Origin of the sequence: Kibdelosporangium banguiense, from assembly GCF_017876405.1 — a bacterium.
Lineage (GTDB): Bacteria > Actinomycetota > Actinomycetes > Mycobacteriales > Pseudonocardiaceae > Kibdelosporangium > Kibdelosporangium banguiense.
Map to the genome: position 1 here is coordinate 1,914,566 of NZ_JAGINW010000001.1, position 19,354 is coordinate 1,933,919.

The window sequence follows — 19,354 nt, forward strand, 5'->3', positions numbered from 1 at the left end:
CCAGGTGACGAGTGCGCAGCAGAACGACCGTGCAGGCTCGGGACTGCCACAGGTCCCGTCGATTCCGTTGACCGAGGACCGGGTGGGCCTGCCCCCTGGTGACCAGTCGATCGGCGCGCTGGTCAAGGACGCCACCACCCATCTGTCCACGCTGGTGCGCGCGGAGATCGAGCTGGCCCGCATCGAGATCGGCCGGGACGTCAAGCGTGGCCTGCGTGGCAGCGTGTTCTTCCTGGTCGCGCTGACGGTGCTGCTGTTCAGCCTGTTCTTTTTCTTCTTCGCGATCGCGGAGCTGCTCGCGGACATCGGGCTGTACCGATCGGCCGCGTACGGCATCACGTTCGGCGGCATGCTGCTGTTCGCCGGGTTGTTCGGCTACCTGGGCTACAAGAAGGTACGCGGCATCAAGGGCCCGAAGCGCACGATCAAGACAACCAAGGAAACCGTTGCCGCGCTCAAGCGCAGTAACGACGACGACTGAGGTGCGTCCCGAACCGTCGAGCGTCCGGTTCGACGGACCATGGGCGCACCGCGACGTCCACGCCAACGGCATCCGGCTGCACGTCACGGAGACCGGTGAGGGCCCGCTTGTCCTGATGCTGCACGGGTTCGGCGAGTTCTGGTGGGGCTGGCGGCATCAGCTGACCGCACTGAGCGACGCCGGATTCCGTGCTGTGGCCGTGGATCTGCGCGGGTACGGCGACTCCGACAAACCGCCGCGCGGCTACGACGCGTGGACGCTCGCGGGTGACGTCGGCGGGCTGATCAAGGCCCTGGGGGAACGAAAAGCGCACGTCATCGGACACGGCTGGGGTGGCCTGCTGGCCTGGACCGCGGCCGCCCTGCACCCCCGGCTGGTGCACTCGATGGTCGCCATCGCCGCGCCGCACCCGCTCGCCCTGCGCCGCCAGATCCGCCGCACAGCCCTGCGCCGCAAGGAGAACAACCAAGCCAGGGCGATCGGCACGCTGTTTCGCGGGCAGATCCCGATGTACCCGGAACGCAAGCTGGTCAAGGACGACGCGATCGCCGTCGAGCAGCTGATGCACCGATGGGCCGGCCAAAAATGGGCCGCCGGACCGGACTTCACCGAGGCCGTGGCGCGCTACCGGCAGGCGATGCGTATCCGTGGCGTCGCGTTCAGCGCGATGGAGTACTACCGCTGGGCGGTGCGTTCACAGGTACGCAGTGAGGGCCGCAAGTTCACCGAGGCTCTCGACAAGCTGACGCCCGTTCCTGCGCTACGCATCCACGGCGCGAACGACCCGCTCATGCTGACCGCCACCGCGCGGGCGTCACAACGGTGGCTGGGCCACAACGCGCCTATGCACGTGCTGTCCGGAGTCGGGCACTACCCACACGAGGAAGCACCCGACTTCGTCAACAAGACCCTCAAGTCCTGGCTGTCCTAAGCCGCACAGGCTCCGGTGTCGACCCGGCGGGTCAGCCGAGGCGCTTGCTGCACCTCGTCGGCAACCTGCTTGGCCGTGAGCACGAACCCGGTCTCGTCATCGTCGACGGCCGCGCCGAACACAACGCCGATGACGTTGCCGCTCGGGTCGACGAGCGGACCGCCCGAGTTACCGCTCTGCACCTTCGCACGTACCGTGAACACGTCCCGCGTGACGGTGTTGGCGTCGTAGATGTCGGGGCCGCGCAGGTTGATGCGCTCACGGACACGTGCGGCCGACGCCGTGTACGGGCCGTCGAGCGGATAGCCGAGCACGATGCTTGAGTCGCCCTTGCTGGCTTCCTGCTGCGCGAACTGCAACGGCCGGGCAGTCAGCTCCGGCACCGACAGAATCGCCACGTCGACCGAGGGGTCGTAGAGCACCACGCGGGCGTCCAGCTGGCCGTTGTCCGTCTCGACGGAGACCTGATCGGTACCCGCGACCACGTGGGCGTTGGTCATCACGCGCTGCGGGGAGATCACGAACCCGGTGCCTTCCAGGGCCCGGGAGCACGACTGGGCGCGTGCGTGGATCTTCAGCACGCTGGTGCGGACCTGGCGGACGACCGGGCTGTTCTGCAACGCGGGGTCCGGCGGGCCGGTGTCCAGCAGCGGGGTCTGCGAGAACGGCCCCATCACGCTCGGGAAACCGGAGTCGTCGAGCAGCTTCTTCACGCCGTTGGGCAGCTGGTCGGCGCCCGGCGGCATGATGTCGTCCACGCCGCCCAGCACGACCGAGCCGCGGATTGCCTGCGCCAGGCCGGGCAAACCGGTCACTGTGGTCAGCGGGACCGCGATGATCCACGAGACCACGAACACGACCACGCCCTGCACGAGCGCGCCGAGGATGCTCTCGATGGGGGTGAGATTGGGCGTCTTCATCTTGCGGCGGAGCGTCCTGCCCACCCAGACGCCGGCTGTCTCCCCCAATGCGACCATGAACACCACGATCGCGATGAAGAACGCCGCCCTGGTGGCGAAGTTGGTGAAGTTCTCGACGATCAACGGGGCGATGATCGCGCCGAGCACGAGCCCCGCGAACACCCCGATCAGGGCCGGCAGCGCGATCACCACGCCCTGCCGGGCGCCGGAAATCGCGGCTAGCACGACGAGCGCCAGCACCAGCACGTCGACCCAGTTCAAGCTTTCACACCTCCGGACGGCTTGACCGCCACGCTACGTCAAGTTCCCGCACATCGGACTGATCCCACGGCCGGTCCCAGCCGCCGGCGGCCAGTACGACCGTCAGCAGCGCCGCCGTGAAACCCCACACCAGCATGCCCGGTGCGCTGAACGCCGGCCCGGTGAATCCCAACGGGTGACGCACCATGAAACGGTTCGCCGGGTCCGCCAGATGATCCATCGGGATCCGGGCCACCGCGGCGGTCTCCGCCGGGTCGACCGCGCACACCGGGGAAGGCTGCTGCCAGTGCGCAAGCACTGGTGTGACAAGGAACTTGGAAACCGGTACATACAGGGCAGGCATAACAGCAACGGGCAGAACACCCTCGGGAAGCACGCCGGTCTCCTCGACGGCTTCCCGTATGGCCGTCCCGATCGGGAAGTCGTCGCCTTCGTCGGCCTTCCCTCCGGGGAAGGCGACTTGGCCCGCATGGGAGCCCAAATCGTCCGACCGCCGCAACAGCAGGACGTCGGGCCCGCCGGGTCCCTCACCGAGCAGGATGAGCACGGCCGCGTCCCGCGCGATCACATGATCAGGCGGGCTCAGCCTGCGGAAAAGGTCCGGATCGAGATCACGGGTGGCCTCCACGAGCTTGCCCATCCAGGCGGGGACGTCGGCCGGATCGACCAAAGGGCCGTGGGTCACTGCCCCACCGCCTTCTCAACGTCCGCCACAGAGTGGAACACGGGCGGATCGTTGATGAAGTTCACTAGTCCTTGGGCATCGATCAGGTAGGACGCCGGCAATCTGGTCGGCTTGAGCGCCCGTTTCACCGAGCCGTCTTGATCGAGCAGGCTGGGGACACGCACCTTGAGGTTCGTCAGCATCGCGATGGCGGTCGCCTGCTCGCTTTCGACGGCGACCGTGACGACGGGGATGGCGCCGGGCTTGGCGGCGTACTGCGCGAGCACGGGGAGTTCTTCCTGGCAGGGCGCGCACCAGGTGGCCCAGACGTTCACCAGGACCGGTCCGGCAAACACTTGCGCCACGTCGGCGTTCTGGCCGTCAGCCAGGCACGTGGCGGTCACGCCCTGCACGGTCGCCAGCGCCACGCCTTGGCGTGAGCACGTCGGCAGATCCGTCTTGACCGGGGGCGGGGACGGGGCGGCCTTCGGGGCTTCGTCCGTACGCGGCCATAACGCGATCGTCCCGGCCACCACCAGGACCAACGCCACGAGGGCCCATCGAACCTTGACGCTCAACCTGCCGCCTTGCGTTTGGGCTGGCCGGCCTTCTCCGCGAGCTCGATCAGATGCTCGGCCTCGACGCCCTTGACCAGCTTGGCCGCGATCTCCGGCTCGGTCGGCCCGGAACCGAACGACGGGCAGTCCTTGGCCAGCAGACATGCGCCACAGGCCGGTTTACGGGCATGGCACACCCGCCTGCCGTGGAAGATGATCCAATGCGACGCCATCGTCCAGTCCTTGGCGGGCAGCAGCTTGGCCACCGCGAACTCGACCTTGACCGGGTCCTCTTGTTCGGTCCAGCCCCAGCGCCGCACCAGCCTGCCGAAGTGCGTGTCGACGGTCAGGCCGGGCTTGTCGAACGCGTTGCCGAGCACCACGTTGGCTGTCTTGCGGCCGACGCCCGGCAGCGTGACCAGGTCTTCCAGCTTGCCGGGCACTTCGCCGCCGTACCGCTCGACGAGCGCGGCACCGAGCCCGATCAGGGACCCGGCCTTGGCCCGGAAGAACCCCGTCGGCCGGATCAGCTCCTCGAGCTCCGTACGGTCGGCGGCGGCGTAGGCGGCCGCGGTCTTGTACTTCGCGAACAGCGCCGGCGTGGTCAGGTTGACGCGCACATCCGTGGTCTGCGCCGACAGCACCACCGCGACGAGCAGTTCCAGCGGGTTGGTGAAGTCGAGCTCGGCCTTCGCGTCCGGGTAGGCCTCGGACAACGCCCGCACCATCTTGCGGGCCCGACGGACGAGCCCGGTCGGCGGTTTGGCCGTCTCAACGGGGGGCTGCTTGGTCGCAGGAGGCACGGGACTAGCCTACGGGCCGCCGAACAACGTCCAGTGACCCCAGACGTCTTAGTCAATGTGCCGAGCGACGTCGTTTAAGCGAGGATCGAACTCATCATGGCTGTCTGGTTCGTGTTCGTAGTACCCCTGGTGATCATGCTTTTCGCGCTGTTCATGGAGCGCGTCGAGACCCGCCTGCGGCATGTCGCCGTCCAGGAGGACGAGGTCGAGCAGCTGCTCGAGGACGTCCGCCCGGACGAGGTGCGGGCGCTCTACGGGCACGGCATCGGCCGCGCCCTGGAACTCTTCCGGCTCCGCCGCAAGGGCGGCCGCGCCGCACGAATGCGCGCACAGCGGGTGCGCCAGTGACTACCTGGCTGTAGCGTGCGGCGTGCCCGGTAAGGACATCCGGGTGAACGTCCTACACTGCAGGTAGTCAGAAAGCGGCGACGGTGTTTCCTCGCCGTGTCGCGACAGGAGGGACGAGCGTGGACGAGACCCTGGCCAGGGCCGGTATCTTCCAGGGGGTTGAGCCTGCGGCAGCCGAGGCGCTCAGCCAGACGCTCGAGTCCGTGGACTTCCCCCGCGGTCACGTCATCTTCGCCGAGGGTGAGCCGGGCGACAGGCTGTACATAATCCTCTCGGGCAAAGTGAAGCTCGGCAGGAAGTCGCCAGACGGGCGCGAGAACCTCCTGGGCATCTTCGGGCCGTCGGACATGTTCGGCGAACTGTCCATCTTCGACCCGGGCCCCCGCACCTCCACGGCGACCACCGTCACCGAGGTCCGCGCGGTCACCATGGGCCGGCCGGAGCTGCGGCAGTGGATCGCCACCCGCCCGGAGATCGCCGAGCAGCTGCTGCGGGTCGTGGCCCGCAGGCTGCGCCGGACCAACGGCATGCTCGCCGACCTGATCTTCACCGACGTGCCCGGCCGCGTGGCCAAGGCCCTGCTCCAGCTGGCGCAGCGCTTCGGCAGCCAGGAAGCCGGCCTGCTGCGCGTCACCCACGACCTCACCCAGGAAGAGATCGCCCAGTACGTCGGCGCCTCCCGCGAGACCGTCAACAAGGCGCTCGCGGACTTCGCCCACCGTGGCTGGCTCCGCCTGGAAGGCAAGAGCGTCCTGATCCTGGACCCGGAACGACTCGCTCGCCGGGCCCGCTAGCAGCTGTGCTTCTCAGCCCTCGTCGAGTTCCGCTCGACGAGGGCTGAGGGCGTTCAGCGTTTGAGTGTGAAAGTGAAGTCGCCGGAGAGCTTGCCGCCCAGCCGGACGGCCGAGACGAGCTTGCCCTCCGCGAGCAGCCTCTGCACCTCGGCCCGTGAAAGAGCGCACCCTTCGGCGATCAGTCGCACCGGCCGGACAGGGATCCGTACCGCGAAGCGGACCGAGACGTCGATCACCTCGCGGTCCAGGTGATCCGTCCCGCCGGTGTCCAGACGCCAGGCGTTGTCCCAGTCGAGGGCGATGCGATTGCGGTGCTGTACGACCGGATCCTGGAGCAGCATGTCCATGGCTAGACGACTTGGTCCGGCAGCACGGTAATCGCGCACAACGGCGCTGCTCCACTGATTTTCGTGCTGCACACACAAAGGACCGGGCGCTGCCCCCGACGCAGCGCACCGGCCCTTTGCGTCGCGCGAGCCATCCCCCGACGGCTCGCGCTCCCCGCCCTCCTGGCGTTCCGGCCCCGACCCTCACGCCGGAGGGAGCTTGGCCTTCGGGGTACCCGATTCCCCGGAGGCGAAATCCCACCATCGCACGGACCCACCCCTGCGACTCAAGTCTTTTCACCCTCAAGGACCCGGATGAGTCAGATTCGTTGTGCGAGTTTCCGTCGAATTCACTTTCCGTTGCGAGACCGTGATCAATCGGGGGCCTTGTCCGCCAAACGGGCGAGGGTGATGTAACGCACCGTAAAATAGTGGTACGGGGGTACCACTCCTGCGCATAATGGTACGCATGTCCCACAATGTGTCGCTGGCTGACTACCGGGCCGCGCTGACCGCCCCAGGGGCGCGTGGCCCGGTCGTCGCGGCTGTGTTCGCTCGCCTGCCGATCGCGATGGTCGGCCTGTCCCTGCTGTTCTACGTGCAGCGGGTGACCGGTTCGTTCGCGGTTGCCGGGTTGGTGTCGGCAGGCGCGTTGATCGGTACCGCCGTCGGTTCCGTGCTGCAGGGCCGGATCATGGACCGGCTTGGGCCGAGCCGTCCGCTGCTGGCCGCCTCGCTTCTGTTCGCCGGGTTGGTCGCGGTCGCGGTTGTGGCCGTGGAGTCGCACGCGAGTACACCTGTGCTGCTTGTGCTGGCACTGGGCGTGGGGATGACGCAGCCGACGGTCGGATCGGCGTCGCGTGCGTTGTGGGCACGGTTGCTGCCTGCGGGTCGTGCGCGGCAGGCCGCGTACAACTACGACGCGATCAGCATCGAGGTGTTCTTCATCCTCGGTCCGGGTCTGAGCGGTCTGCTCGCCGGGTTGCCGTGGGCGGGGACGGGTCTGCTGATCAGTGCGGTGTCTCAGACGCTTGGCGCGATCGGGTTCGCGCTGACCAGGACCGTGCGTGAGCTGCGGCCGTTGGAGCAAACGGGGTCAAAGCTGCTTGGCGCGCTGGCCAGTCCGGGGATGCGTACGGTCGCGCTCGCCGCGATGGGTTTCGGTGTGGTGATCGGCTTCGTGGAGGTCGCGGTTCCGGCGGCGGCCACAGCGGCCGGGCACCAGCCGATGGGCGGCGTGATGCTGAGCATCTGGTCGGTCAGTTCGGTGATCTTCGGCGTGCTGTACGGCATGCGCCCATGGCCACGGCCGATGCACCTGCGGCTGCCGGTGTTGCTGACCGGGTTCGCGGTGCTGATCTCGCTGTCGGCGATTCCGAGCGGCCTGGTCGGGCTGACGATCACGCTGCTGATCGCCGGGATGATGATCACGCCGCAGTCCACCGCGCACTCGACCGCGCTTGAGCAGGTCGCGCCGCCGAGCACGGTCACCGAGGCGTTCGGGTGGGTCATCACCGCGGTCACGCTCGGTCTCGCGTTCGGGCAGTCGGTGAGCGGCTACCTGGTCGAGCACGTCAGTGTGTCCTCGGCGTTCCTCGCCGCGGCCGCTGCCGGGCTGGTGATCGCGAGCCTGGTGTTCGTCTTCCGTGGCACGATCGCGGCAGGCGTGCCGGCTCAGAAAAAGGACCATGCACTAGCAAGCTGAGGGAACCCATGCGGCGTTTGATCATCGATACGGACCCGGGCGTCGACGACGCCTTCGCGATCGCCCTGGCGGCGGCGAGCCCCGAGGTGGAGCTGCTCGCGTTGACCACGGTCGCGGGGAACATCGGCATTGAACACACCACGCGCAACGCGTTGAACGTGCTGTCGCTCTGCGGTCGCGAGGACGTTCCCGTGGCTGTCGGCGCGCATCGGCCTTTCTCACGGCCGGTGCGTGGCGACGACGCCCACGGCAACGACGGGCTTGGCGGTTACGCGTCGTCGATCCCGTCGTCCAAAGCCACCGTTGATCCGCGCGACGCCGTCACGCTTATGGTCGACGTACTGACCGCAGCCGAAGAGCCGGTCACCATCGTGCCGATCGGGCCGTTGACGAATGTGGCGTTGCTGCTTGCCGCGCATCCAGGCATCAAGTCCAAGATCGAACGGCTTGTGATCATGGGTGGCGGGATCGAGGGCGGCAACGTGACCCCGTCCGCGGAGTTCAACGTCTGGGTGGACCCGGAGGCGGCCCGCCGGGTCCTGGTCGAGGAGGACGTCCCGGTCACGCTGGTCCCCCTGGACGTGACCATGAAATGCGCGGTCGGCGACGACTGGCTGGGCAAACTCGCCGCGGCCCACGCCGTCGGGCGGGAGCTCGTGGCGATGACCCCGCACTATCGGGCCTTCTACAAGGAAATGTCCGGCGTCGACATGCTGGTGATCCACGACGCCATCGCGGTCGCCGAGGCGGTCAGCCCAGGCATCGTGAGCACGGTCCCGATGCACCTTGAGGTCGACTGTTCGGACGGACCGGGCAGCGGCGCGACCATCGCCGACCGCCGTCACCAGCTCGCCATACCCGGCCGGCGCGTGGTGGACGTGGCGATGAACGCGGACTTCGACGCGTTGCAGGCCTTCATCCTGGACCGCCTGACCGAGCATTTCTGACCGCTACCCCAGGAAAACCGGGTTCGTCAGAGCCACCATCGTGTCCACCGTGGTATCCGTCGGGATGGGACGGCGAATCTCGGCACGGACCCATTTGCTGTACCGGGTTTGTGTCGTCCAGGTGATCGTGGCGCCTTCCCGGGGAACGTATCCGCCCCACTGCGGGCCGTTCTGATTGAGGATCCGGACGTGCGTGTCCGGCGCGCCATTTGCCTTGACCTCAATCGTGATCGGCGTTCTTGGGTCCGCGGTCAACCGCTCGCCGATCCCCGCTGCCCGGCCGTCGGCTGACGCGGTGAGTTCGAGCTGGACCTCGGCGGACTCGGCGATCCAGTTGCGGCCCTTGGCGAATCCGGTCATCAGCTGGCCGGGGGTCAGGCCTTCGGCGTGGACCACGTTGTGCGGCAGGCCGACCCGGTCGTTGTGGGTGTGCGAATCACTGTTGCCGACCGCCGGAATCCATTTCCCGGCGCGCAGCAGGCTGTCCCACACGATCACGGTCGCTTCGTCGTCCAGCGTCCAGGGGCCGTTCCACACTTCGACGAGATCCGCGCGTTCGTAACCGAATTCCCATGTGCAGCCGACACATGGGCTGAACGGGTGCGCTGCGACCACCAAACCGCCGGACTCGTGGACCTCGTCGACGAACTTCTGAAGCTCGCCCGGGTCATCCGCGCGATAACGCCAATCGATCCATTTTCCCGCGGGAAGATTCCACGCCGGCCAGTGCCCCGTCCGGGTGGTCACCTCTTCGCCGTTGAGGATCAGCAAGTCCTCGGTCGCGTGACGCCCCCACTGCAGATGCGCGCTCGAAGTGTTGTGCTCGGTCGAGACAATGAAGTCCAGACCCGCGGCTCGGGCATCGGCAACCAGCTCCTGAAGTTCGCGCCCACCATCGGAATAAACCGTGTGCAGATGGCCGTCTCCTCGATACCAGGCCGCGCCGCGATTCTTTTCTGGCGCTGTGGATGGCGCTGGGCTCGCCTCGAACGGCGAGCCATCCGGTCCGAATCGGACAGTGACGTCCACCTCGAATGTCATGCCCTGCGGGGAAACCGTGTACGGGCCAAGGACTATCCGCCAGGTGCCGGGATCGACCGGACCGGCGAGGTAACCCGGTGTGGCCTCGGTGGCGTTGATCGTGAACCGGTCCCGCGCACCACCCGACCAGCCGCGGAACTCGCCATGCGGCCCGAAAATCCCGATATCGAGGGCGTTCGCCTTGACGCCTGGCGGCACCTCCGGCCTGTCGTAGGAGTACACAACCTCGATCTCGCGTGCCCCGGCCGGGATATCGACCGGCAGGTAGTGCCAGTCCGGTGTACCGGGGTCCAGTGTTCCGGTGATCTTCTGGATCGTCTCGTCCACGTCCGCAACCTACGCGAGCCGATGTTGCTACACCCGAAAATGCTGACCTGACCAGCGAAAACGCAAATTGTCGGTGGGGGTGGCTAGTGTGGCGTGCATGGACCTGACCGCCACCACATCCGACCTGGCGAACGCGGCTGCCGAAGCAGTCCGGCTGTTGCCTGGGCGGACGCTCGACCCTGTGCTTGCCGGGCTGCTGCTGACCGCTGACGGGGACGCGGTCGTGCTCGCAGGCAGCGACCGGGAGCGTGCTGTCCGGCTCTCGTGCTCGGCCGCTGTGCACACCGCGGGCCGTGTACTCGTTCCGGCCAAGCCACTGGCCGAGACGTTGCGTGCGCTGGATGTGCCGATGGTTCGCCTTGCTGTGGAAGGTGCGCGGCTCGCGGTCCGCACGCCCAATGCCCGGTTCGCACTGCCTTTGCTGGACGCCGATCTGCATCCTGGAGTTCCGTCCGCGCCTCCGCTCGCGGGATCTGTTGATGGTGAGCTGTTCGTCTCCGCGCTGACGACTGTTGCCGCGACTGCTTCCCGTGATGAAGCGTTGCCGTTGTTCACCGGCGTCCGGGTCCGCGCCGATGGCGACCGGTTGGTGCTGGCCGCGACCGACCGGTACCGGATGGCGATCGCTTCCCTGCCATGGACGCCCGGTCCACACGCGCTCGACGCGTTGATTCCGGCCGCGCTGCTGGCCGAGGTCGCCAAGCAGGCCCGTGGTTCGGTGGCGTTGCATGTCGACGAGAACCGGGTCGGCCTGGCATGGGGCCAATCCGTTGTCACCACGGCATTGCTGGACGGATCGTTCCTCAGCGAGAGCAAGATCGCCCTGTCCGATGTGGACACTCACGTCGAGCTGGACGCCGACACGCTCGTCGCCGCGGTTCGTCGCGTCGCCCTGTACGCCGACGCCCGCGGCGTACTGCGGGTGGAGGTCGGCGACAACGAGATCCGGCTGCGTAGTGCCGACCAGCAGGCAGGTGAGGCCGAGGAGTCAGTCAAGGCAGACGTGTCCGGTGGCCGTACCTCGCCGTCGTTCCAGTCGCGCTTCCTGATCGACGCGCTCAAGCCGTTCTCCGGCCGCCGGGTCCACCTCGCCATCCAGCCCGGCATGCGCGCCACCGTCTTCAGCTCGGCGGATCCCGGGGAGGTGATGGATCTGCGGTACATGGTCGCCCCCATGCGCCCGCCCGCCACCTGACCTCACCCAGCTCTGAGGTACTCCAGCTGTGCCTGGACCGACCATTCGGCAGGGCCCCACAGCGACCGGTCGATGTCCGCGTAGACCAGCTCGACGACCTGACGAGCCGACGCGTCCGGCCCCAGCTGGACCAACGCGTTGCGAACCTGGTCGAGGCGCTGCTCGCGGTGTGCGAGGTACTCGCCGGCGACCTGGGCCAGGTCGGGGAGTTCCTCGCCATGGCCCGGAAGCACGGTCGCGTCCGGGATTGTGCTCAGCAGCCTGAGCGTGTCGAGGTAGTGGCCCAGCGAGGAGATCACGGTCGTACCGCGGCCGAGGATCGAGTCACCGGTGAGCACGGCGTCGTCGAGCTTGAGACAGATCGAGTCGTCGGTGTGCCCAGGCGTGTGCAGGACCTGCAGGTCCAGTCCGGCCGCGCGCACGGTCTCGGAGTGGGCCAACGGCTCCGCGTCCCGGCACAGGGTCCGGTCGAACGCGCGGACCGGCGCCCCGGTTCGTTCGGCCAGCCATGGCGCGCCTTCGACATGGTCTGGGTGGTGATGCGTCACGAGGATCAACGCCACCGGCCCGCAGTCCGCGACGCGGGTCAGGTGCTCGATGTCCTCGTACCCGGGGTCGACCACGACGCACTCGGTCTCGCCCGGCGCACGCAGGATCCACGTGTTCGTGCCGTCGAGCGTCATGGTGCCCGGGTTGTTCTCCAACATCACCGAGGCAGCCGGCGTGACCTGCCGCAGCACCCCATATGCCGGATGACCCACGTTGCTCTCCAAATCACTCGCCGATGGTGTCGTCGGGACGGGCGTCGAGGTGGCCCGCTGCCCGGTCGTAGGCCGGGTCACCGGGCAGGACCGGCCGCAGGATCCGGCCTTCGCGGATCACCTTCGGGATGATCTTGCTGATCGTCCGGTCGGCGGCCATGGCGTCCGCGACGCCGGCCTGTTCACCCAGGTCGACCAGGGTCATCCAGGTCGGCGGGAGCAGTCCGCGCTCGCCTGCCTTCCACATGCCGATCGCGTCGGCGGGGCGGCGCCACTCCGCGTGGTCCGCCTCCGAAGTCGAACCGTCGGCGCGCTGGCCCTCCGGCAACGCGGCGATGAAGAACTTCGTGTCGTAGCGCCGGGGTTCCTCAGCAGGCGTGACCCAGTTCGCCCAAGGCCGCAACAGATCCGCGCGAAGCACCAAGCCGTTGTCGTTGAGGAACTGCGCCAGCGAGAACTCGCGATCCACCAGGGACTTGCGGGCGGACGCGTACGGCCTGGTGTCGGAGACGACGCTGTTCTCGTCCGGCCCCGCCAGAAGCACGCCGGATTCCTCGAACGTCTCCCGCACGGCGGCGCACACCAGAGCCCTCGCCAGCGGCACCGGGCACGCGAACTTCTCCGCCCACCACTCCGCTTCCGGCCCGGCCCATGCGATATCCGCGTCGGCGTCCCGCCGGTCCACGCCGCCACCAGGGAACACGCTCATCCCACCGGCGAACGCCATGCCCATCACCCGGCGCAACAGGAACGCCTCCAGCCCAGCGTCCGTGTCGCGCAACAGAACCACGGTGGCCGCGTCCTTCGGAGTCACCGGCGGATCAGGGAACTCGTCGGGGACCATCGACGCCGGCAGAACCATCTCCTTGGGCAGTTCACGCACTCTGCGAGCCTACGACCGCGCCCGCCCGGCAGCCCCGTGACCCAGATCACCAGGCCCTGCTTGGGATAATGGCGGGGTGGACGAGCAACTGCGGGTCGGACTGATCGGGGCAGGCAACTGGGCACAACGCATTCACGCGCCCGGCCTGGCCAACCATCCAGGCGTGCGCTTCACGTCCGTGTGGGCACGCCGCCGTGACGCGGCCGAATCCGTGGCCCACAGCTACTGCGCCGAGATCGCCGACGACCCCAGTTCACTCATCGACTCGGTCGACGCAGTCGCGTTCGCCGTCCCGCCCGCTGTGCAGGCCGAACTCGCCCTGCAGGCAGTCAAAGCCGGCAAGCACGTCATCGTCGAGAAACCCCTCGCCGCCAGCCTGGGCGAGGCCGAACGCCTGGCAGGTGCGATCGCCGACGCCGGAGTGGCCTCCCTGGTGGCCCTGATCCGCCGGTTCGCGCACGAGACCGTCGAGTGGCTCGACGACCTGCGTTCCCACGGCGGATGGGTCGGCGGCAACGCCCAGTGGATGTCCGGGGCACTGCTGTCCGACGACTACGTCAACTCGGCGTGGCGCCACGAAAGCGGTGCGCTGCTGGACATCGGCCCACACGTGATCGACTTGATGGACGCCGCCCTCGGCCAGGTCACCGATGTCGTCGCCGCGACCCGCGGACCGCTCGACCTCTGGCACATCCTGCTCGCCCACGCGGGCGGCGCCACGAGCACGATCACCATGTCCTTGAAGATGCCGCTACGCCCGACCGTCGTCGATTTCAGTGTCTACGGCGACTACGGCTACCGCCGTCTGCCTGGTCGAGTCGGGCCCGCCGACCAGTGCTATGCCGCGCTGCTCGACGACTTCGTCGCCATGGTCCACAGCGACACAACGTCTCACCCCTGCGATGCCCAGCGCGGCCTTCACCTGCAGCGCCTCATCGCGACCATCACCGAGCGGACCCGCACACTGGCCGGCTGAGTTGTCCACAGGGTTGGCGAGATCATGCACATTTTGAGGTTTACGCAGGTCGGCCGGTGACTGGGCTGTGGATAAGCCCGGTCACCGGCCGGTGAAACCCTCAGGCGCCCGGCGGGAAGCGGGGCGGTTCCACGGAGCCGCCCGCCGTGGGCGGGACGCCGTTGATGATCCTGGGTGTCGACGGGCTGGACCACTTGATGTCGGCGTCGTGGTGCCGGCCTGACTTGTCGGTCTGCCAGCTCAGCTTCTTGTTCGTCGAGGCCTCGGCCTGTTCGCGCTTGGCCAGTTCCTCCTGCAGCTGACGCAGGAGGTCGCGCTCCTGGTCGTTGAGGTCGCTGTCCTCGAAGGTGTCCTTCGCCGAGGCGGATACCGAGGCCGAGGCGGGCGCTGTAGTCGAGGACGAGGACGCCGGGGACGGCGTGGGTTCGGGTTCGTCCGCCGTGGTGGCCTGACGCAGGCCGGGCTGGTCGAAGTTCGGGCGGTCGGGACGGGCAGGCGGTTCGACCGTCACCTCGTCGGCCACCGGCTCGACGATGCTGGTGGCGTCCTTGGCCGTATCCATCTCCGGGATCCAGCTACTGGTGGCCGGCTGCTCGTCGACGACGGGCTCGGTGTCCTTCCACGACTCGCGCTGCTGTGCCCACGTGGTCCTGGGCGGCTCTGTCCTGTGCGGCTCTGGAGCAGGCTCCGCAGAGGCTTCGGCAGCGCCGTCGAACGACACGCGCCGCGCCTGCTGCATGCCCTGACGGTGGTAATCCGTCAAAGGCGAGTTGTCACGAAGGACCTCCACGGCCGCGCGGATACCGGCGCGTCGTAAGGCGTGCTCGATCCGGTACGCCGTCGCGGGCGGGAAGCCGCGGGGCCCGATCTCGACAAGCACGATCCGGTGCGGCACGGCTCCGGCGACCGCCCCTGCCGGGGTGGTGCGCCAGACGCACCACAGGGCACGCACGTCAGGCAGCACTTCCAGCACGCGGTGCACGGCGTCGTTCACGCCCGCCTCGGCCCCGCCGACCGGCGAGTCGACCAGGCCCGGGTGGAACTTGTGCACCGGCGGCCTGGCCCGGCCGTCGTCGACTTTCAGCTGCTGGATCAACGTCGTGTCGCAGTTCGCCTCGGCGAACATGGCGTCCAGGTCGCGGCGTTCCACCGGCGACAACGGGATCCGTCCAGCCACGAGGCAGCCGGCGATCAGCTCGAGCGAGCGGTCCAGCTCGGCCGACGCCAGCAGCTCACGGGCGTCGGTCAGCGCGTCATCGTCCAGTCTGCCCGCGAGGCCCAGCAGGAGGTCATGGACACGGATCGGCAGCGCAACGCGGTCGGCGACCTGGGTCACGACTGTCTCCATTCCGGCTCGTCGGGCGGGAGCGTCAGCTGGGGACCAGCTGGCCCCCTTCTGCCGCCCCCATGGCAAGCGGCACTGATGCAGCCAGTGCCGCCTGGTGGTACCGAGGCAGCAGGATGCCCCTCGGGATCACCTCGACGCTCGGCTCATGTGTCCCGAGCGCCCGCAGTACCCGCTGCAGCTCACCTGCCAGCCGCGCGCACTGCGTGGTCGCGGTCACCAGAACGACCCGGGTGACGTCTCCGCCACCCGTTCGTGGCAGCCGCCACGTCCCGCGAACCTCACCGATATCGGTCCGGTCCCGGACAATCGCCCCGAGGACTACGCCCGCAGAGTCACCCATGCTCACCCATTCGGGCGACTCCGACGTGAAGGTGTAGTCGACTTCGGCGATTTCGTCTACCCATGGGAGCGCATTCAACCGCTCCGGATCCGCGCCCGCCGGCCGCAAAGCGTTCGTGAGCAGGCGAGATTCTTCGGCGGTGAGACCAACTCGTTCTCTGAGGAGGGTGAGCGGCAGAGTGCGCGCGAGAGCGGTCACCGCACCCGCGGCGAGCCAGTCACGAAAACGCCACAGCTGACGGTCCGGCAACCGGCCGGCAAGCCTCAGCAGCAGCTCGTGACAGTCCGACTCGGCGTAGCTGTCCATAAGAGCGTTCCCTCCCACAGCGACGGCGGGCTCAGCCCACCTCGAAGATCACCTCGACCTCGACCGGCGCGCCGAGCGGGAGCTCAGCCACCCCGACGGCGGCGCGGGCGTGCTTGCCCGCGTCCCCGAACACCTCGCCGAACAGCTCCGAAGCGCCGTTGACCACGGCGGGAACCGCCGTGAATCCCTCAGCGGCCGCGACGAAACCACCGACCTTGACCACGCGTACCACGGAGTCGATTCCCACCAGGCCGTGCACGGCAGCAAGTGCATTCAGCGCACAGGTCCGGGCGTGGGCCTTGCCCTCCTCCGGGCTGATCTCAGCGCCGACCTTGCCGGTCGCCGCGAGCGTGCCGTCGACGAAGGGGAGCTGCCCGGAGACGTACACGTGCGCCCCGGACTGCACGGCGGGCACGTACGCGGCCAGCGGCGCCGCGACTGCCGGCAGCTCGATGCCCAGCTCAGCGAGTTTCGCCGACCAGGTCATGACTTGGGCCGCTTCAGGAACGCGACGAGTTGCTCACCGGTCGGGCCCGGCTGCACGGCCACGAGCTCCCAGCCGTCCTCGCCCCACTGGTCGAGGATCTGCTTGGTCGCGTGTGTCAGCAGCGGAACGGTCGCGTACTCCCACTTCGTCATGAGCCGGAGCGTATCCGGTGCCGGTTCGTGACCGGCCAGACGGCCGGGTAGCGTCGAGGGGTGGAGACTTGGCGGGTCATCGCCAGCGCCCTGATCGCCTTCGGCGGCCTGATCCTTGTGCTGCTCGCGATGGCCCAGACCCGCGATCGCAAGGGCAGTACGAACTCGTCGGTGGCGCTCGCCGGCGTGATCTCGTTCACCCTGGTGGCCCTACTCTGCGTGTTGGCCCTGACGGTGCTCGCCGGGCCGGTCGTGTGGGGATTCGTGGCCGCGATCGGGGTTGTCAACACAGTGCTTTTGCTCACGAGCTGAGGCCTAACCAGCGCGTGCTGTCAATCGGACATTTACGCTGGAGTAGTGACCACCCCTGTCGTTGGTTGGACTGATCACGTGGCCAGAGCCCGGCTGCACGTGGTGACCGGCAAGGGCGGAACGGGCAAGACGACGATCGCCGCCGCGCTGGCGATCGCACTGGCCACCGGCGGCAGGCGGGTGCTGCTCGCCGAGGTCGAGGGCCGCCAGGGCATCGCCCAGCTCTTCGACACCCAGCCACTGCCGTACGAGGAGAAGCGCATCGCGGCCGCGCCTGGCGGCGGCGAGGTCCGTGCCCTGCACGTGGACGCCGAAGCCGCGCTGCTGGACTACCTGTCGATGTTCTACAACCTGGGCCTGGCCGGCCGGACGCTGCGCCGGATGGGCGCGATCGACTTCGCCACCACGCTCGCCCCGGGCCTGCGGGACGTGCTGCTGACCGGCAAGATCAAAGAGGTGGTCGGGCGCACGGGCGACAACGGCAGGCACGTCTACGACGCAGTCGTCCTGGACGCGCCGCCGACCGGCCGGATCGTGAAGTTCCTCGACGTCACCAGGGCCATGGCCGATCTGGCGAAGGTCGGGCCGATCAAGGGCCAGAGCGACGGCGTGGTCCGGCTGCTGCACTCCGACGACACCGCGGTGCACCTCGTGACACTGCTGGAGGAGATGCCGGTCCGGGAGACGCTCGAGGCCGTCGCCGACCTCGACGGCGCCGATCTGCGTCCAGGCGCGGTGATCGTCAACCGGGTCCGGCCACCGCGGCTGCCCGCCCGGTCGGTGACCTCGGCGGCCGGTGGCCGGGTGGACGCGTCCAGGGTCCGTGCCGGGCTGGTCGCGGCCGGTCTCGAACTGGACAAGGAGATCGTCGACGGGCTGGTCGCCGAGACGGTCGAGCACGCGATCCGCGTTCAGGCCGAAAGCCGTGCCCGTGAGCAGCTGGCCGAAGGCGATCTGCCCGCGTTGGAGCTGGCGGAGATGACCGACGGGATCGATCTGGCCGCGCTCTACGAGATGGCCGAGACCATGGTCGAGCAGGGGGTCCGGTGAGCACACCGGCGTTGAAGACCGACGAGCTGATCGACGACCCGTCGACCAAGGTGATCGTCTGCTGCGGATCCGGCGGAGTCGGCAAGACCACGACCGCCGCCGCATTGGCCGTACGCGCGGCTGAACGCGGCCGCAAGACCGTCGTGCTGACCATCGACCCGGCGCGCCGGCTGGCGCAGGCGCTGGGCCTTCCCGAGCTGGGCAACCAGCCTCGCCGGGTGGAGGTCGACGGATTCGAACCGGCCGGCGAACTCTCGGCGATGATGCTCGACATGCGCCGCACGTTCGACGACATGGTGCACGCGCACGCCGGTGCCGACAAGGCCAAGGAAGTACTGGCCAACCCGTTCTACCGGACCATCTCCAGCTCCTTCTCCGGCACGCAGGAGTACATGGCGATGGAGAAGCTCGGGCAGCTTGCGGCCGAGGGCCAGTGGGACCTGATCATTGTGGACACCCCGCCGAGCCGGTCCGCGCTGGACTTCCTGGACGCACCGCAGCGGCTGTCCACCGCGCTGGACGGCCGGATGATCAAGCTGCTGGCCGGGCCGGCCAAGGCGGGCGGCTGGGGGCTGCGAAAGATCGTCGGAGCCGGGTTCTCGCTGTTCGCCAAGGCCGTGTCGACGATCGTGGGCGGGCAGCTGCTGGCCGACGCGAGCGCTTTCGTGCAGGCCTTCGACAGCATGTTCGGGGGTTTCCGGGAGCGCGCCACGCGGACGTACGAGCTGCTCAGGTCCGGCGGGACGGCATTCCTGGTGGTCGCCGCGCCCGAGCCGGACGCGTTGCGGGAGGCGAGCTACTTCGTCGAACGGCTGGCCGGTGAGTCCATGCCGCTGGCCGGACTCGTGGTCAACCGCACGCACCCGACCCTGGCCGACCTGCCCTCACCCAAAGCCTTGGCCGCGGCCGAGGCGTTGGAACGACGCGGTGACGCGCCGCTGGCAGCGGCTGTCCTGCGGCTGCACGCCGACCGCGTGTCCGTGGCCGACCGGGAACGGCGCCTCGTGGCCAGGTTCACCAAGGCGCATGCGGGCGTCGCTGTCGCCCGCGTGCCCGCCATGCCATCCGATGTCCATGACCTGACGGGCCTGCGGTTGATCGGCGAGCAGCTCGGCGCGGGCTGAAATTCACCCGACCCGGGCATCCTCCACCGGTGCGTGCTCCCGTCTGGCGTGGTCGAGCAGTTCACGCCACGAAGTGACGTCCGGCCTGCGGCGCAACAGCGCCCGGCGCTCCCGCTCGGTCATCCCGCCCCAGACCCCGAACTCGATCCGGTTGTCCAGCGCCTCGGCGAGGCACTCGGTCCGGACCGGGCACGCGACGCATACCAGTTTCGCCTTGCGCTGTTCGGCCCCTCGTACGAAGAGTTCGTCCGGATCATCGCCGCGGCATGCCGCGTTGACGCGCCAGTCCTGCGGTTTCAGATTCGAATCCATCTC

General features: G+C 68.5%; 24 protein-coding genes. 11 read left to right on the top strand and 13 right to left on the bottom strand.

The window, feature by feature from the left end:
- Positions 1 to 4 precede the first annotated feature (4 nt).
- Positions 5 to 481: a phage holin family protein gene (locus JOF56_RS09080; protein ID WP_209636328.1), complete on the top strand. Its 477-nt coding sequence runs from the start codon at positions 5 to 7 to the stop codon at positions 479 to 481.
- A 1-nt stretch (position 482) separates the two neighbouring features.
- Positions 483 to 1,412, top strand: coding sequence for an alpha/beta fold hydrolase (locus JOF56_RS09085; protein ID WP_307854994.1), 930 nt, complete (start codon positions 483 to 485; stop codon positions 1,410 to 1,412).
- On the opposite strand, the gene JOF56_RS09090 is transcribed toward JOF56_RS09085, so the two are convergent.
- The 4 genes from JOF56_RS09090 to nth are packed head-to-tail and all read right to left on the bottom strand — an operon-like array spanning position 1,409 to position 4,542.
- A complete protein-coding gene (locus JOF56_RS09090; protein ID WP_209636331.1) occupies positions 1,409 to 2,593 on the bottom strand; it encodes a MarP family serine protease in 1,185 nt (394 codons plus the stop codon). The genes JOF56_RS09085 and JOF56_RS09090 overlap by 4 nt on opposite strands.
- Positions 2,594 to 2,597: 4 nt before the next feature.
- On the bottom strand, positions 2,598 to 3,233 hold the full coding sequence (locus tag JOF56_RS09095) for an NUDIX hydrolase (RefSeq protein WP_209648116.1): 636 nt from the start codon (positions 3,231 to 3,233) through the stop codon (positions 2,598 to 2,600).
- A 41-nt stretch (positions 3,234 to 3,274) separates the two neighbouring features.
- Positions 3,275 to 3,835 carry a TlpA family protein disulfide reductase gene (locus JOF56_RS09100; RefSeq protein ID WP_209636333.1) on the bottom strand — a complete coding sequence of 187 codons (561 nt, stop codon included), beginning with the start codon at positions 3,833 to 3,835 and terminating at the stop codon, positions 3,275 to 3,277.
- Positions 3,832 to 4,542 (bottom strand): endonuclease III, encoded by a 711-nt coding sequence (nth, locus tag JOF56_RS09105; RefSeq protein WP_209648117.1) that lies wholly within the window; start codon positions 4,540 to 4,542, stop codon positions 3,832 to 3,834. The genes JOF56_RS09100 and nth overlap by 4 nt, the downstream gene beginning before the upstream one ends.
- Before the next feature lie 171 nt (positions 4,543 to 4,713).
- Here nth and JOF56_RS09110 point away from each other — a divergent pair, with 171 nt between their 5' ends.
- Complete coding sequence (locus JOF56_RS09110) at positions 4,714 to 4,965, top strand: hypothetical protein (protein WP_209636334.1); 252 nt, start codon at positions 4,714 to 4,716, stop codon at positions 4,963 to 4,965.
- A 119-nt stretch (positions 4,966 to 5,084) separates the two neighbouring features.
- A complete protein-coding gene (locus JOF56_RS09115) occupies positions 5,085 to 5,759 on the top strand; it encodes a Crp/Fnr family transcriptional regulator (protein ID WP_209636336.1) in 675 nt (224 codons plus the stop codon).
- Between the two features lie 53 nt (positions 5,760 to 5,812).
- On the opposite strand, the gene JOF56_RS09120 is transcribed toward JOF56_RS09115, so the two are convergent.
- Positions 5,813 to 6,106, bottom strand: coding sequence for a DUF1062 domain-containing protein (locus JOF56_RS09120; protein ID WP_209636338.1), 294 nt, complete (start codon positions 6,104 to 6,106; stop codon positions 5,813 to 5,815).
- A gap of 448 nt (positions 6,107 to 6,554) precedes the next feature.
- On the opposite strand from JOF56_RS09120, the gene JOF56_RS09125 reads away from it, so the two are divergent.
- On the top strand, positions 6,555 to 7,790 hold the full coding sequence (locus JOF56_RS09125; protein ID WP_209636341.1) for an MFS transporter: 1,236 nt from the start codon (positions 6,555 to 6,557) through the stop codon (positions 7,788 to 7,790).
- A gap of 8 nt (positions 7,791 to 7,798) precedes the next feature.
- The gene (locus tag JOF56_RS09130) at positions 7,799 to 8,737 is read left to right on the top strand and encodes a nucleoside hydrolase (protein WP_209636342.1); all 939 of its coding nucleotides are present in this window, start codon (positions 7,799 to 7,801) and stop codon (positions 8,735 to 8,737) included.
- A 3-nt stretch (positions 8,738 to 8,740) separates the two neighbouring features.
- Here the strand turns inward: JOF56_RS09130 and JOF56_RS09135 are convergent, their stop codons facing one another.
- Positions 8,741 to 10,105, bottom strand: a complete 1,365-nt coding sequence (locus JOF56_RS09135; RefSeq protein ID WP_209636344.1) for a CehA/McbA family metallohydrolase — start codon at positions 10,103 to 10,105, stop codon at positions 8,741 to 8,743.
- Between the two features lie 97 nt (positions 10,106 to 10,202).
- Here JOF56_RS09135 and dnaN point away from each other — a divergent pair, with 97 nt between their 5' ends.
- On the top strand, positions 10,203 to 11,300 hold the full coding sequence (dnaN, locus tag JOF56_RS09140; RefSeq protein WP_209636346.1) for a DNA polymerase III subunit beta: 1,098 nt from the start codon (positions 10,203 to 10,205) through the stop codon (positions 11,298 to 11,300).
- A 2-nt stretch (positions 11,301 to 11,302) separates the two neighbouring features.
- Here dnaN and JOF56_RS09145 read toward each other — a convergent pair whose 3' ends face one another.
- Positions 11,303 to 12,061 (bottom strand): MBL fold metallo-hydrolase, encoded by a 759-nt coding sequence (locus tag JOF56_RS09145; RefSeq protein WP_209636348.1) that lies wholly within the window; start codon positions 12,059 to 12,061, stop codon positions 11,303 to 11,305.
- A 13-nt stretch (positions 12,062 to 12,074) separates the two neighbouring features.
- Positions 12,075 to 12,923 (bottom strand): NUDIX hydrolase, encoded by an 849-nt coding sequence (locus tag JOF56_RS09150; protein WP_245379273.1) that lies wholly within the window; start codon positions 12,921 to 12,923, stop codon positions 12,075 to 12,077.
- 97 nt (positions 12,924 to 13,020) lie between these two features.
- Between JOF56_RS09150 and JOF56_RS09155 the strand changes: the two genes are divergently transcribed.
- On the top strand, positions 13,021 to 13,920 hold the full coding sequence (locus JOF56_RS09155) for a Gfo/Idh/MocA family protein (protein ID WP_209636352.1): 900 nt from the start codon (positions 13,021 to 13,023) through the stop codon (positions 13,918 to 13,920).
- A 100-nt stretch (positions 13,921 to 14,020) separates the two neighbouring features.
- Here the strand turns inward: JOF56_RS09155 and JOF56_RS09160 are convergent, their stop codons facing one another.
- From JOF56_RS09160 to sp36, 4 genes are read right to left on the bottom strand one after another with little or no spacing between them, the layout of a single operon-like run.
- Positions 14,021 to 15,268 (bottom strand): hypothetical protein, encoded by a 1,248-nt coding sequence (locus JOF56_RS09160; protein ID WP_209636354.1) that lies wholly within the window; start codon positions 15,266 to 15,268, stop codon positions 14,021 to 14,023.
- 22 nt (positions 15,269 to 15,290) lie between these two features.
- A complete protein-coding gene (locus tag JOF56_RS09165; protein ID WP_209636356.1) occupies positions 15,291 to 15,914 on the bottom strand; it encodes a hypothetical protein in 624 nt (207 codons plus the stop codon).
- Between the two features lie 31 nt (positions 15,915 to 15,945).
- Complete coding sequence (locus JOF56_RS09170) at positions 15,946 to 16,401, bottom strand: RidA family protein (RefSeq protein ID WP_209636358.1); 456 nt, start codon at positions 16,399 to 16,401, stop codon at positions 15,946 to 15,948.
- A complete protein-coding gene (gene sp36 / locus JOF56_RS09175) occupies positions 16,398 to 16,553 on the bottom strand; it encodes a Sp36 family protein (RefSeq protein ID WP_209636360.1) in 156 nt (51 codons plus the stop codon). Before sp36 ends, JOF56_RS09170 begins: the two co-directional genes overlap by 4 nt.
- A 60-nt stretch (positions 16,554 to 16,613) precedes the next feature.
- On the opposite strand from sp36, the gene JOF56_RS09180 reads away from it, so the two are divergent.
- From JOF56_RS09180 to bagB, 3 genes are read left to right on the top strand one after another with little or no spacing between them, the layout of a single operon-like run.
- Entirely contained in the window at positions 16,614 to 16,865 is a 252-nt protein-coding gene (locus tag JOF56_RS09180) for a hypothetical protein (RefSeq protein ID WP_209636362.1), read from the top strand.
- Positions 16,866 to 16,910: 45 nt separating this feature from the next.
- Complete coding sequence (bagA, locus tag JOF56_RS09185; protein ID WP_209636364.1) at positions 16,911 to 17,915, top strand: ATPase BagA; 1,005 nt, start codon at positions 16,911 to 16,913, stop codon at positions 17,913 to 17,915.
- Positions 17,912 to 19,039 carry an ATPase BagB gene (bagB, locus tag JOF56_RS09190; RefSeq protein ID WP_209636366.1) on the top strand — a complete coding sequence of 376 codons (1,128 nt, stop codon included), beginning with the start codon at positions 17,912 to 17,914 and terminating at the stop codon, positions 19,037 to 19,039. The genes bagA and bagB overlap by 4 nt, the downstream gene beginning before the upstream one ends.
- Positions 19,040 to 19,042: 3 nt before the next feature.
- On the opposite strand, the gene JOF56_RS09195 is transcribed toward bagB, so the two are convergent.
- Positions 19,043 to 19,351 carry a WhiB family transcriptional regulator gene (locus tag JOF56_RS09195; RefSeq protein ID WP_209636368.1) on the bottom strand — a complete coding sequence of 103 codons (309 nt, stop codon included), beginning with the start codon at positions 19,349 to 19,351 and terminating at the stop codon, positions 19,043 to 19,045.
- Positions 19,352 to 19,354 lie beyond the last annotated feature (3 nt).